The organism is Paraburkholderia kirstenboschensis, assembly GCF_904848585.1.
In the GTDB taxonomy this organism is placed as follows: Bacteria; Pseudomonadota; Gammaproteobacteria; order Burkholderiales; family Burkholderiaceae; genus Paraburkholderia; species Paraburkholderia kirstenboschensis.
The window spans coordinates 293,317-307,081 of sequence record NZ_CAJHCR010000003.1; the positions used below are offsets into that span (position 1 = coordinate 293,317).

At 59.6% G+C, this 13,765-nt stretch carries 11 protein-coding genes; 3 read left to right on the top strand and 8 right to left on the bottom strand.

The genetic code is table 11. From position 1 onward, the window contains the following. Positions 1–24 precede the first annotated feature (24 nt). Positions 25–1,023 (bottom strand): SDR family oxidoreductase, encoded by a 999-nt coding sequence (locus JMY24_RS11165; RefSeq protein WP_128596497.1) that lies wholly within the window; start codon positions 1,021–1,023, stop codon positions 25–27. A 173-nt stretch (positions 1,024–1,196) separates the two neighbouring features. Here JMY24_RS11165 and JMY24_RS11170 point away from each other — a divergent pair, with 173 nt between their 5' ends. Both JMY24_RS11170 and JMY24_RS11175 read left to right on the top strand, forming a co-directional pair. Next, complete coding sequence (locus JMY24_RS11170) at positions 1,197–3,032, top strand: thiamine pyrophosphate-requiring protein (RefSeq protein WP_128596496.1); 1,836 nt, start codon at positions 1,197–1,199, stop codon at positions 3,030–3,032. Between the two features lie 153 nt (positions 3,033–3,185). Further along, a complete protein-coding gene (locus tag JMY24_RS11175; protein WP_128596495.1) occupies positions 3,186–3,770 on the top strand; it encodes a glutathione binding-like protein in 585 nt (194 codons plus the stop codon). Between the two features lie 208 nt (positions 3,771–3,978). Here the strand turns inward: JMY24_RS11175 and JMY24_RS11180 are convergent, their stop codons facing one another. Next, positions 3,979–5,079: a lactonase family protein gene (locus JMY24_RS11180; RefSeq protein ID WP_128596494.1), complete on the bottom strand. Its 1,101-nt coding sequence runs from the start codon at positions 5,077–5,079 to the stop codon at positions 3,979–3,981. Between the two features lie 43 nt (positions 5,080–5,122). Beyond that, complete coding sequence (locus tag JMY24_RS11185) at positions 5,123–6,673, bottom strand: methyl-accepting chemotaxis protein (RefSeq protein ID WP_201702050.1); 1,551 nt, start codon at positions 6,671–6,673, stop codon at positions 5,123–5,125. 288 nt (positions 6,674–6,961) lie between these two features. On the opposite strand from JMY24_RS11185, the gene JMY24_RS11190 reads away from it, so the two are divergent. Beyond that, entirely contained in the window at positions 6,962–8,635 is a 1,674-nt protein-coding gene (locus JMY24_RS11190) for an FAD-dependent oxidoreductase (RefSeq protein WP_128596492.1), read from the top strand. Between the two features lie 3 nt (positions 8,636–8,638). On the opposite strand, the gene JMY24_RS11195 is transcribed toward JMY24_RS11190, so the two are convergent. From JMY24_RS11195 to JMY24_RS11215, 5 genes are all read right to left on the bottom strand, one after another. Beyond that, positions 8,639–9,331: an OmpA family protein gene (locus tag JMY24_RS11195; RefSeq protein WP_128586253.1), complete on the bottom strand. Its 693-nt coding sequence runs from the start codon at positions 9,329–9,331 to the stop codon at positions 8,639–8,641. Positions 9,332–9,376: 45 nt separating this feature from the next. Beyond that, entirely contained in the window at positions 9,377–10,141 is a 765-nt protein-coding gene (locus tag JMY24_RS11200; protein WP_128586254.1) for a flagellar motor protein, read from the bottom strand. Positions 10,142–10,230: 89 nt separating this feature from the next. Further along, positions 10,231–11,466 (bottom strand): Crp/Fnr family transcriptional regulator, encoded by a 1,236-nt coding sequence (locus JMY24_RS11205; protein ID WP_128596491.1) that lies wholly within the window; start codon positions 11,464–11,466, stop codon positions 10,231–10,233. 233 nt (positions 11,467–11,699) lie between these two features. Next, a complete protein-coding gene (locus JMY24_RS11210) occupies positions 11,700–12,551 on the bottom strand; it encodes a carbohydrate ABC transporter permease (RefSeq protein ID WP_020068273.1) in 852 nt (283 codons plus the stop codon). 10 nt (positions 12,552–12,561) lie between these two features. Further along, complete coding sequence (locus tag JMY24_RS11215; protein ID WP_201702052.1) at positions 12,562–13,548, bottom strand: carbohydrate ABC transporter permease; 987 nt, start codon at positions 13,546–13,548, stop codon at positions 12,562–12,564. Between the last annotated feature and the right edge of the window lie 217 nt (positions 13,549–13,765).

The window sequence follows — 13,765 nt, forward strand, 5'->3', positions numbered from 1 at the left end:
GGAGGACCGCTGCGCAATTGCCCGCTATGCGCCGCGGGTCTTTCTGATCAGCAGACCGATGCCGCCGGCGATCCCGATACCGGCCAAAGCGCATAAAACGCCGCGGTGCCGAACCGCTAACATTTCCAGGCTCGCCGGTTTCGACTCGCTGTCAAAGCGTCCGTGGGCGCCATAATCGCCGGGGACCGGATCGAAGAGATTGCTAGGCGCGTCGGGGCTGAGCGGTTCATCGGTGAGTTGTCCCTCGTAACCCGCCTTTGCCAGATATCTGTCGAGCAATCCCGGCGCGATGCGGTTTGCAAGAATCGCTTTGGCCGTCGGAAAACCCACCCATACCTCGCGCCGTTTATGTGTTGCGGCGAAATAGATGGCCCGTGCAGCCACTTCCGGTTGGAAAATCGGCGCGACGGGTTTTGCTTTCCTACCCATCTTGTTGAGCGCCCAGTCGAACTGCGGCGTATTCAGAGCCGGTAGATTGACCATAGTCAAATGCACATTGAGCCGGTCGTGAATGATCTCGGAACGCAGCGCGTCGGTGAAGCCGCGGACCGCGAACTTTGCTCCGCAATAGATCGACTGTAGCGGCACCGAACGATAGCCCAGCGCGGAACCCACGTTGACAATCGTGCCGCGATTGCGCGTACGCATCCGCGATAGCGCGGCCATCGTGCCATGCACCTGGCCGAGATAGGTCACCTTCGTACCCCGCTCGAATTCCTGCGCGGTGAGTTTCGACACCGGCGCGAAGACGGTGGCCATTGCAACATTGACCCATACGTCGATAGGGCCAAGTTCCGCTTCTGTGCGCGTGGCGGCTTCTTCTACACGCTCCGCATCGGCGACATCGGTCGGAATGGCTAGCGCGCGCACGCCGTATGCGCGTTGGATCTCGTCGGCGGCGCGCGCGAGCCGCGCCGTGTCGCGCGAAAGCAATGCGACATCGTTGCCATGCCGCGCAAATTCCTCCGCAGCCGCGCGCCCAACTCCCGCACCCGCTCCGGTCACAACGACAACTTTATTCATGGCGAAATCCCTCTGCACCGCGTGCGCATCGCACTTTTGTACAGCGCACCAGCAAAAAGCGAGCCCACTTCATTCGGACGGCACAGTTGATTCTTTCTGCATGAAAGAACGCGGAACGCGCTTTGCAACCCTGTCTGGATCTACATCAAGATTATTTTTGCGAGGAGCTGTCCATGTCCATCACCGTCGGCGACTTTATTATCGAGCGACTCCAGGCGTGGGGTGTGCGCCGGATCTTTGGGTACCCTGGCGACGGCATCAATGGCGTGTTCGGCGCGTTGAATCGCGCACAAACGGAAGCCAAAAAGCATCGTAAGAACACGGATCAACCGGAGCCGATCGAATTCATTCAGGTTCGTCATGAGGAAATGGCGGCCTTCATGGCATCGGCCCATGCGAAATTCACCGGTGAACTCGGAGTTTGCATCGCGACGTCCGGGCCAGGCGCATCGCACCTCGTCACGGGACTCTACGACGCCCGGATGGACCACATGCCCGTGCTGGCGATAACGGGTCAGCAGGCACGTTCGGCACTCGGCGGTCATTATCAGCAGGAGGTTGATCTCGTCTCGCTGTTCAAGGATGTCGCAGGGGCTTTCGTCCAGCAGGCCTCGGTGCCCGCGCAAGTGCGCCATCTCGTGGATCGCGCGATACGTACCGCACTTTCCGAGCGCAAGGTGACCGCGCTCGTACTGCCCAACGACTTGCAGGACTTGCCTTACGAGCCGCCCGCGCGCAAGCATGGCACGTTGCATTCGGGTGTCGGCTATCGCGCGCCGCGTCTCGTTCCACAAGCGGAAGATCTTCAACAGGCCGCGGACGTACTCAACGCCGGCAAGAAAGTCGCGATACTCGTCGGCGCTGGCGCATTGCACGCAACCGACGAAGTCATCGCCGTCGCTGAAAAGCTGGGCGCGGGCGTCGCGAAGGCGCTGCTCGGCAAAGCCGCGCTACCCGACGATCTGCCGTGGGTCACCGGCTCGATCGGTCTGCTCGGCACCAAGCCGAGCTACGACCTCATGACCGAGTGCGATACGTTGCTGATGATCGGCTCGGGCTTTCCATACTCGGAGTTTCTGCCCAAGGAAGGCGCGGCGCGCGGTGTACAGATCGACCTGAAGGCCGACATGCTGAGTCTGCGTTATCCGATGGAAGTGAATCTTGTCGGCGATAGCGTGGAAACGCTGCGCGAGTTGCTGCCGTTGCTCGAACATAAGCAGGACCGTGCATGGCGCAAAACGATCGAAGGCTGGACTGCCGACTGGTGGAAGACGCTCGACAAGCGCGCGCACGAGCCAGGCAAGGACGCAGTCAATCCGCAACGCACCGTATGGGAACTGTCGCCACGCGTTCCGTCGAACGCCATTGTGACGAGCGATTCGGGCTCCTGCGCGAACTGGTATGCGCGCGATCTCAAAGTGCAGCGCGGCATGATGTGCTCGCTGTCCGGAGGACTTGCGTCGATGGGCGCGGCTGTACCCTATGCGATTGCCGCGAAGTTTGCCTATCCCGAGCGCCCCGTAATCGCATTGGTCGGCGACGGCGCGATGCAAATGAACAACATGGCGGAACTCATCACCGTATCGAAGTACTGGAAAGGCTGGGCCGATCCGCGCTGGATCTGCATGGTGCTGAACAATCAGGACCTGAATCAGGTCACGTGGGAACAGCGCGTGATGGAAGGCGATCCGAAATTCGAGGCTTCACAGGACATTCCTTCCGTGCCGTATCACAAGTTCGCGGAATTGATCGGCCTGAAAGGCATTTATGTCGACGACGCGGAGCAGATGGGCGCCGCATGGGACACAGCGCTTGCCGCTGATCGTCCCGTCGTGATCGAGGTGAAGGCCGACCCGAACATTGCGCCGTTGCCGCCGCATATCACGCTGGCACAGGCAAAGGCATTTGCATCGACCCTGCTAAAGGGCGATCCGGACGAAGGCAACGTAATCGTGCAGACCGCCAAGCAGGTGCTTGGCGCAGTGCTGCCGGGTCATCACGACGAGTAAGCGTGCGGCGCTGGCAATTCAGCCATTACATGCAGGACGGTAAATCGCATAGCCGACCCGCTGTGCGCTAAGAATTGGAAGTGTCATTTCGGAAGGCATGCCGAATGCTGCCCGAAAGAAATCGTCAACTACTCTTAGAAGGAGGGCCGAATCGTGAAGCTTTATTATTCACCAGGCGCGTGCAGTCTGGCCGATCACATTGCCATGCACGAAGCAGGTATGGATTTCGACCGCGTGCGCGTCGACCTCAAAACGAAAACAACGGAGACGGGTCAAGATTTCAATGAAATCAACCCGAAGAGCTATGTGCCGACAGTCGAATTCGACGACGGTCAACGTCTCACAGAAAACGTCGCAATCCTTTCATGGGTCGCCCAACGCAAGCCGTCACTGTCACCGTCGGGCGAGTTAGGCGCGACACGTCTGGTGGAGATGCTGGCCTTTATTTCAACGGAATTGCACAAGCAATTCGGCCGCGTATTCAAACCCGCGTCGGATGAAGAAGCGAGCGCCGCGAGAGAGAAACTGGGCCAGCGTTTTCAGCTCATTTCTACCATGCTGAAGGGCGACTATCTGTTCGGTGCAGAAGCGAGCGTGGCGGACGCGTACCTGTTCACAATGCTTCTATGGGCCAAGAAAGTGAACATCGAGGTGCCGCAGAAACTCGCGGACTTCGCACAACGCATGCGGACGCGACCTGCGGTACAACTCGCGTTGAAACACGAGGGGATCGAATAAGGCGCATGCCAGCGTTCGGGCGGCGAACCCGCCCTTTTCGGGCTGGCTGCGAAAACGTAGCCGTTGCCGATCGCCTATATCGTCACGCTGTTCGCGCTGATTCTGGTTTTCGAACTGCTGCCGTATTTCAAAGAACTATGGCGCGGCTTGCGCAGCCGCCGACGCGGTCTTGCATCGGCGGATGCGAGCGGTCACAGCTCGCCGTTATCTACTCGGCGTTCGAACCGTCAAACTGCACGATCTCGATCCAGTTGGCGCCCTTACCCACCGGGTATTGCCCCAGCGCGCTCAACGCGCCGGTCTTCCGGTCGATCCTGTATGCGCTCAGGTTGGTCGACAGTTGTCCGACCGCGAGCAGATAATTCCCCGACGGATCGACGTTGAAGCCGCGCGGCTGCTTTTCGGTGGCGTAGGTGCCGATACGTGTCAGCTTGCCCGACGCACGCTCCACGCGATAGGCAGCGAGCGTGCTCGAAGTGCGTTCCGACGCGTACACGAAGCGGCCATCCGGCGTGATGTGAACATCGGCGCCCCACGGCTTATCGCCGGAAAAATTGGGCGGCAGAATGGAAATGGTCTGCACCGGCTTAACCGAATCGCGCCGATTGTCGAATGCGAGCACGTGCAGCTTGCCGTCGAGTTCGTCGATCAGATAAACAAAACGCTGATCCGGCGAGAACACGAAATGGCGTGGTCCCGATTTGGCGGCAAGCGAATACGCGGGCGCGGCGTCTTCGGTCAGTGAACCCTTCGACGGATCGAACTTCAGGCGCAACCAGGCGTCGGAACCGAGCACCGACGCAAATACATAACGGTTATCGGGCGCGTTGCGAATAGCATGCGCCATTGGGCCTGTCTTTATGATCTGCTGAACGTCTTGCGCCACACCATTCGAGTCGATGCTGTTCACGGCCAGCAGATTGCCGCCGTACGAAGCGGAGAACAGGTAGCGGCCGCTCGCATCGGTCGACACGTAGGCCATGCTGTCCGCGAGGGGCGCCTTGCCGAGTTCGCTGAGGCGGCCGTCGAGCGGATTGATCGCGAAGCTCACCACGCGATAAGGTTTCGAACGCACACCTGCGTAAAGCCGCAAATGGTCCGGCGAGAAAGCCATCGGCATGACAGTGCCGGCCAGGCCCACCGTTTCCACGGGCTTCAGTACGCCATTCGATGTGTCGAGGCTGAACACCGAAATGTCCTGACTGTCCGCGTTCGACACATACGCATACGTTGCCGCATGCGTAGCGGCGGACATCGCCACACCGGCTAACAGGATTGCGACTGCACGCGAGACGGCTTTAATGCCCATGTTTATTTTCCGATCGAGTTGGATATGATTGGTCGACACCGGGTTAGCGAAGGCGGAATGCCGACACGGCATCCGTCATCGACTGAGCCTGATGCTCGAGAGCACTCGCAGCGGCCGCAGCCTCTTCGACGAGGGCTGCATTCTGTTGCGTCACCTGATCCATCTGGCTCACGGCTTTGCCGACCTGCTCGATGCCCGCGGTTTGCTCGACAGTCGCCGATGTGATCTCCGCCATGATAGTCGCAACGCCTTGAACCGCCCCGACGATTTCGCTCATCGTATGGCCGGCCTGCGTGACGAGTTCATTACCGTGGCGCACGTCATCCACCGAAGCGGAGATGAGCGACTTGATTTCCTGCGCGGCACTCGCGCTGCGTTGAGCGAGCGTGCGCACTTCGCCGGCAACGACAGCGAAGCCGCGGCCCTGCTCGCCGGCGCGCGCCGATTCCACCGCGGCATTGAGCGCCAGAATGTTGGTCTGGAACGCGATGCTGTCGATCATGCCGGTGATCTCCGCGATCTTCTGCGAGCTAGCGGTGATGGCGGTCATAGTCTGCACCGCGCGCTGCACGACGTCGCCGCCACGCTGCGCCACGTCGGCAGCGCTTGCCGCGAGCGTGCTCGCCTGGCGAGCATTGTCCGCGTTCTGCTTCACGGTGGAGGTGAGCTCCTCCATGCTGGCCGCCGTTTCTTCGAGCGATGCGGACTGTTCCTCGGTGCGGCTCGACAAGTCGAGGTTGCCCGCGGCAATCTCGCGCGCGCCGCCGTGAATCGCCTCGCAATTGACACGGACGTTCGACACCGTTTGCGCGAGTCCGGCCTGCATGCGCGACATCGCCATGAACAACTGGCCGATTTCGCTCTTGCTGCCTGGAGGAATAGAGGTGGTCAAATCATTGCCGGCAATCCGGTCGAGCAGTTTGGACGCCTGCTGTAGCGGACGGATCACAATCTTACGCAACGCGAAATGCGTGGCAACGATCAATGCGAGAGCAAGTGCGACGCCCGTGACGACCATCATGAAAATCCAGCCGTATTCCCGTTCGTTTCTCGCCGCGGACTCCTTCGCGAGCGCACCGGCAAGGTTCTGAAACTTCTCTACGTTCGCCGAATAGACCTGACCCGCAAGCGTAATATCGCGGTCGTTGATTGCAACATAGGCGTCCGTGTCGCCACGCTGTAGCGCGTCGAACGACTTCTTCAGTGTTGCCGCCAGCGCATTCGACGAGTCGACGAGCTGCTGTTTCAGCGCATCGTCCTGTCCCACGAATCTAGGTGCCGACGCGAAAGCACGCGTTTCGGCGTCAGCGCGATCGAAGGTTCGCTGCGCGCTAGCGAGCGCCGAATCGCGAGTGGCGAGATCGTTGCGCTCCTTCAGCGCCGCGTAAGCGCGAGTAAGGGCAGCCCGGGTACGGGTGCTGTCTTTATAGCCGTCGTTGGCGAGTATCTCCTGAGTGGCAATCTCCTGAAGCCGCTGCGCGTTCTCGTTCGAGCGGCCAAGCGCGAACACACCGACCACGCCGCCAAACGTGATCATCGCGGCAAACAGGACCAGTACTGCGAGTAAGCTGTTTTTTACTGTGAAATCGCGCATGCTCTCCAAACCCGTTCGTTGTCTGTTGCTCTTTAATTATTAACGGCAAGAGATGCGCGAACTTGAATGTGGCCAGCCCCGCGCGGCGTCGCATCGGCACCTCGCTGCATGTGCCGCCTTGCCCTGTCCGGCTTGATGCCGCGCTTTACTGGCGGACCGACTCTGGCGCACAATTCAGCCGAAACGGCTGCCCACCGACATTTCCGTGCTGCCGATTATTCGCAGCCTCGTGCCAATCCGGCAGCGTAGCGACGTGCTGCACCGTGCGTCTTTCTAATCGGACACCTCATGAGCGACAAAACCTCTGGTAAGCGTGAAGATCTGCTGGCTGGCGGCAGCCGTCACCACCAGATCTTTCCCAGGCTGAACGACGCGCAGTTTGCGGTACTGGAACGATACGGCGAGCGGCGCAAGCTGAACGCCGGCGAGGTACTGTTCACCGAAGGCGATCGCCACATTCCGATGTTTGCGATTGTGTCAGGCACTATCGAAGCGACGCGCGGCAGCGGCGAGAACCTGCATTTTCTCGGTACTCACGGGCCCGGCAGCTTTACCGGCGAAGTCGGCACGCTTGCGGGGCGCGGTGCCGTGGCGTCTGCACGCGCAACGAGCGATTGCGAGGTCATCGTGATCGACGAGGAGTCGCTGCGCGCACTCGTGGTTGCCGAAGCGGAACTGAGCGAGACGATCATGCGCGCCTATATCCTGCGCCGCGTCGCGTACATTCAGGATCAAAACGGCGGCGTAGTCGTAATCGGCAGTTCCGGCTCTTTCCCGACACTCGTATTGCGGCACTTCCTGAGCCGCAACGCGCAACCGTCGGCATACTTCGACATTGCCGAGCATGAAGAGGCCAGAGCATTGCTCGACCGCTACGGCGCGACCGACGAAGATCTGCCGGTACTCGTCACATTGCAGGGCATTGTCCTGAAGCGACCAACGAATCGCGCCGTTGCGGACGCGATTGGCCTGAGCCCCGACAGATTGAATGGCGAGCGATTCGACGTGGTGGTGGTCGGCGCGGGACCCGCCGGTCTTGCGGCGGCCGTGTATGCGGCGTCGGAAGGGCTGAGGGTTGCGGTTCTAGACACCAAGGCGCCCGGTGGCCAGGCGGGCACCAGCTCGAAGATCGAGAATTACTTCGGCTTTCCGACCGGCATCTCCGGTCAGGCACTTGCGGGACGCGGCCTGTCGCAATGCCGGAAGTTCGGTGCGGAAGTAGGCGTGCCGATCGAGGCACTCGGTATCGAATGCGACAAAGGACAGCCTTTTCATATTCGCCTGAATTACGACGAGCATGTTTATGCCCGCGCCGTTGTGATCGCGACCGGCGCGCGTTATCGCAAGCCGGAGCTTGCACGCCTCGAGGATTTCCAGGGTCGCGGCGTCTATTACAGCGCGACGTTTATGGAAGCCGCTTTTTGCGGGAATGAAGAACTCGTGATTGTGGGCGGAGGCAATTCGGCGGGACAGGCAGCGGTCTTTCTCTCCGGATTTGCCCGCCACGTGCATATCGTGATTCGCGGCGAAGGACTCAACGCGAGTATGTCCAACTACCTGATCCGGCGGATCGAAGCGGCGCCGAACATCACGGTTCACGTGCGGACGCAAATCGTCGCGCTGAATGGTGAAGAACATCTCGAGTCCATTCAGTGGAACCAGCAGGGGCGAATCGAGGAAAAGGCTATCCGGCACGTGTTCCTGTTTCTCGGCGCGCAGCCAAGCACTGGCTGGCTTGGCGACTGCGTCGAACTGGACAAGAATGGCTTTGTGCTGACCGGTCCTGATGTCGCTCACAAGTGGACGTCGGAACGCCCCGCGCATTTCCTCGAAACCAGCAGGCCGGGCATTTTCGCAGTGGGCGACGTGCGCAGCGGTTCGGTGAAGAGAGTCGCGGCGGCCGTGGGGGAAGGCGCAGCCGCAATTCAGTCCTTACACCAGTACCTTGCGCTCGACCCGTGACGTTCAATATTCCACGAGTATCGTAACGCGGCGATTCGCAGCATTGGCCGCCGCGTCGTTGCCGATAACCAGCGGAAAATTGTCGGCCCGGCCGATTGCGGCCATACGGTGCGCTTCAATGCCCTTGTCGGCGAAGAAGCGCACGACAGCCCCCGCACGAGCAGAAGACAGTTCCCAATTGGATTCGTATTTCGCCGTCGATATCGGCAAACTGTCCGTGTGCCCTTCAACCAGAACGTTGTTTCTTGCACGCTCACGCAGTACCGTGGCGATCCGGTCCAGCACAGCGAACGATTCGGGTAAAAGGCGGGCATCGCCGGAATTGAACAGTACTTTCGCGTTAATCGCAATTTCGACGCCTTGAGGCGTGTGCGAAATCGTGATCTGGCGGTTGTCCTGCAACGGTTCCAGCAATGAGAGAAGTTGCTTCTTCGCAGCTTCTTTTGCATCCGGTGCGGTAACGGGCGGCTGCACGTCGACAGCCTCCTTCACCGGGTGATGCTGCAGCGTTTTTATTTGCAGCTCGCTGTTTTTAGCGAGTTGCAAAACATACAGCGCAAGAAAGAGCACCATGAGCGTGGTGATCAGATCGGCGTACGAAAGCAGCCAGCGGTCCGACTGCTCGCCGCTATCGTGACCGTCGTGATGCCCTGTCTTGTCCGTCGGGAGACGCTTGCTGCCAGTGGATGTGCTCATACACGTGAGTCCGCCATGAATTGATGCTCGAGCATTGCCGAGCCACTAGCCGAGCAGTTCGGCGGATCGTTCGCGCACGTCACCCGCCAGGCGCGTTTCGATGGTGTGCGGCGATTCCTTGCGCGAGATGGCGAGCAGGCCGTCGAGGTACAAACGCCTGAAGCGCAATTCGCTGTCCACCTGCGCGCGGATCTTTCCATATAGCGGCAGAAACACGAGGTTGGCCAAGGCCAGGCCATACAGCGTTGCAACGAACGCGACCGCAATGCCCTGCCCCAGTTGCGACGGTTCCAGCATATGCCCCGTCACCTGAATGAGGCCCAGCACCGCGCCGAGAATGCCGAAGGTCGGCGCATAACCGCCCGCCTGCTGCCAGATTCGCGCGGCCGCCGTGTGATTGCGCTCATAGGCATCGACCTCGCGTTGCAACGCATCTTCGAGCACTGCGGTCGATACGCCGTTTGCCAGCAACTCGAGACCTCGCTTGGCAAATGGGCTAATCCCGTTCGCGTCGATCGACTCGAACACCAGCATGCCGTTGAGTTTTGCCTGATCGCCCCATTCGAGCAGAACGGAGAGGCTCTCGCGATCCACTTGCCGCGCTTTGACAAAAGCAAAGCGCAATTGCTTCACGCCGTCATAGAACCGCGCCCACGTGTTCTGGATCATCACGGCCCCGAAGGTGCCGCCAAGCACGATGACAAACGCCTCCAACTGAAAGAGCGACGTGAAGTTTCCGCCCTCGAGCGAGAAGCCCGCGACGATCGCCGTCAGGCCGAACACTACGCCAAATATCGTCAAAAGATCCATACGTCCTCGCGACCGGCTACAGGAGCCTGCGAATTACAGTTAAACGTTGAGACACTGCGCCCGGTCTTGCGGACCGGGCGCCGCAGGCGTCAGGACTCAGCCGGCGCAGTATTCGGCACGGGCGACTTCAGCGCTCGCACCGTGTCGAGGAACCGTTGCTCGATTTCGATGATCTCGACCGGGTCGATCTTGATCTCTCGACGCATGACCCACGACACCTCTTTCTTTCTCGCTTCCGTCATCACGGATTGCAGGCGCTCGTCAATCGGCTGTCCTGCCGACGCGGATAGCAGTTTCGCGAGGTCATAGGTATCGAAAGCACTCACCGCTTCGAATAACGTGCGCTGATCGACGAACTCCAGGTCGTCGAGCGATTTCAACTCGCCTGCGCCACGCGCGCTGCGGCGCGAGAAGTAACTGAGACCCTTTTCCTCGACGTAGTTGAGTACCTTGGTCTTGCGGAAAGCGAAGATGTCCTCGGCGATCTCCGCGTGAGAGAGCTTGTTCAGAATCACTTTCCGGTCGACGCCGATCAGGGCCTCCAGATCGTCGAGTTCGATCAGTTCGAGTTCGCTGCTGATCGAAACGTCGAGATCGTGATCCGCCACCTGCTGCGCGCGTTCGGTAATTTTCACCGGGTCGAACGTGATGAGCTGCCGGCCCGTTGCGCCGTCACTCGCGGAATAGCGACCAGACGTATTGTTCAGCCGCTCCGAGCGCCCCGCTTCAATGGATACGAGATTGAGCTTCTCCATGCGCTTGAGCATTGCCATCACATGCGGACGCGAATGGCCGGCAATCGCGTTGCATTTCTTGATGACTTCCGGAAGCGGAATCGAGATCTCCTCGTTTTGAGGACGGCGCGCGCGTCCATCGAATCTGTCGTTCGATTCGGCTCCGGCCATCAAGGAAAGAACGTGCGCGTAGGAGAGAACGCCGGGTAGGAAATCGGCATGTGTATTGGTCGCGAGAATATCGTCTTTCTTTTTGACGCGACGGATCATCGTGCGCACGATATGGCGCAGCAGCGGCGAGACACGCTCGAGTTCTTCTTCGACAATGCCGCCCGCGATGGCGGTGAGTTGACAGAAGCTTAGTGCCTTTGCGGTGTGTGCTCGCGGCTCGGGCGGCAACAACGCCGCTTCGCCGAAGAATTCGCCTTTGCCGAGCGTAGCCAGAATGACCTTTTTTTCGTCGCACTGGGTGGAGATTTCGACTTTGCCATCCGCAATGACGTAGATGACTGCGTCACCCAGGAAGCCTTCTGAATAGATGACTTCCCCCGGAGCCGCCGTGCGCGTCCATGGCGTGCGTTGTTGGTTCAAGATTGGTACCCCCGATGAGCTTTTTTGTCCAGCGCGTGCCTTCTTCAAGCACGAGTCAGTTTGACGGTCTGACATATTTCACTAGATAACGACAAGCCCATCCCAATCTTTAGTGAGGGCAAACGTGACGGCAATCGCGCAAACGTTTGCCGTTCGTACTGTCGGGCCCGATACGCGCTGCTGGATTTTCTATTTCTTCAGGCACGCGCCTGCAACGTCATCGGGTGGCCGCTCTAGCCCTTCGTCGCGCCGAATGTCAAGCCTGCGACGAAGTGCTTCTGCATCGCGAAGAACATCGCGACGGAAGGCAGTGCAGCGAGGATCGAGCCGGCGGAAACGAGGTTCCATGCGGTCGTCCATTGCCCCTTCAACGCCGCCACACCGACAGTGATCGGCGCGGCGTCGTCGCCTTGCGTCAGGCACAGCGCCCAGAAATAGTCGTTCCAAACGAAGGTGAACACGAGAATCGCCAATGCGGCGAGCGCGGGCCGTATCAGCGGAAGCACGATTCTGAAGAACACCGTCCACTCGTTCGCACCTTCGATCCGCGCCGCCTCGACCAGTTCGAACGGCAACTGCTTGATGAAGTTGCGCAGAAAGAGCGCGCAAAAACCCGTCTGAAACGACACGTGAAAAAGGATCAGAGCGCTCACCGTGTTGAACACGCCGAGTTGCAACGACAGATCGCGCACCGGGATCATCAATACCTGCACAGGCACGAAGTTGCCTGCGACAAAAGTAGCGAACAGCGAGGAATTACCGCGAAAACGGTAAATCGCGAGTGCAAAGCCGGCCATTGCGGCGAGTGCAATTGAACCGATTACTGCGGGCACGGTAATCAGCACGCTATTCCAGAAGTAATGCAACATCGGCGAAGTAGTCAGCGCCTCGCGATAATTGTCGAACAGCGCAAAATGCTTCGGCCATCCCCAGTAGTTGCCCTCGCTGAGTTCTTCACTCGAGCGTATCGACGTGACGAGCACTGCGATCATCGGTAGAAGCCAGATCAGCAATGCGATCGGCAGCGTCAGTTTGTAGACGCGGCGCGTTGCCGGTTTCCACTTGTCGATTGGAATTGGAAACATGGTTGGCTCCTTATTGCTCGGCGCGCAGCATCCGCCGCAAGTGATAAACGATGTACACCAGCATGATGCCGAACAGCACGACAGCCACCGCCGCCGAATAGCCGATGCGGTAGTACTTGATTGCCTGGTCGTACATGTAATAAGCGAGCACGGTCGAGCTTTCGAAAGGACCGCCGCCTGTCATCACCGAGATCAGATCGAAACTACGCAATGCGCCGATGATCGTGACGACGATCGCCATAAAGGTGGTGGGCCGCAATTGCGGCAAGATCACATGCCACAGCATTGACCAGCCGCGCGCGCCTTCCATGCGCGCCGCCTCGATCTGCTCCGCGTTCAGCGAAGTAAGACCGGTCAGATAAAGGATCATGCAATAGGCCGTTTGCGGCCATAGTGCCGCGAACACGATGCCGAGAGTCGCATAGCGCGGATCGCCGAGTACTGGCACGCCGTGGCCGAGAATCACCGCGAGCAGGCCGAATGTCGGATCGTAGAACCACGAGAAGATCAGCCCGACCACCACACCGGACAATACGAACGGCGCAAAGAAGAGCGACTTGACAATCCGGATGCCGGCCACTGCCTGATTCAGATACAAGGCGACGGCGAGTCCCATCGGCGGTGCGAGCAGAAACAGCAAGAGCCAGATAAGGTTGTTCTTCAGCGCCGTATAGAACGTCTGCGTATGGAACAACTCGGTGTAATTGGCGAGGCCGACGAAAGTCGGCTCCGTCATGCCGTCCCAGTTGAAGAAGCTCAGGCGTATGGTCGACAGAATCGGCCAGATCACATAAATGGCCACCATCACACAAGCGGGCGCGAGAAACAGAAAAGCTGCGCGTCGTTGACGCCGTGCAGTAGGCGAAGGACGGCGCCCGCGCGCCCGCATGTTCGGCGCGTGGCCACGCGTTGTGCCGCCGGGCGCAGGCAGCGACGAGCCGCCCGGATCAGCGGGGCCGCCCACAGTGTGACGAGTGACGGACTGCGACAAAATCATTCTCCTGTCGACCAGAGTTAGTGCTTTAGCACTTACTCTGGTCCCATGCAGAGCGGTCGACCAGAGTTAGTGCTTTAGCACTTACTCTGGTCCCATGCACAGCGGTCGACCAGAGTTAGTGCTTTAGCACTTACTCTGGTCCCATGCACAGCGGTCGACCAGAGTTGAAGCCTCAGCACTTACTCTGGTTCCATGCACAGCGGTCGACCAGTGTTGG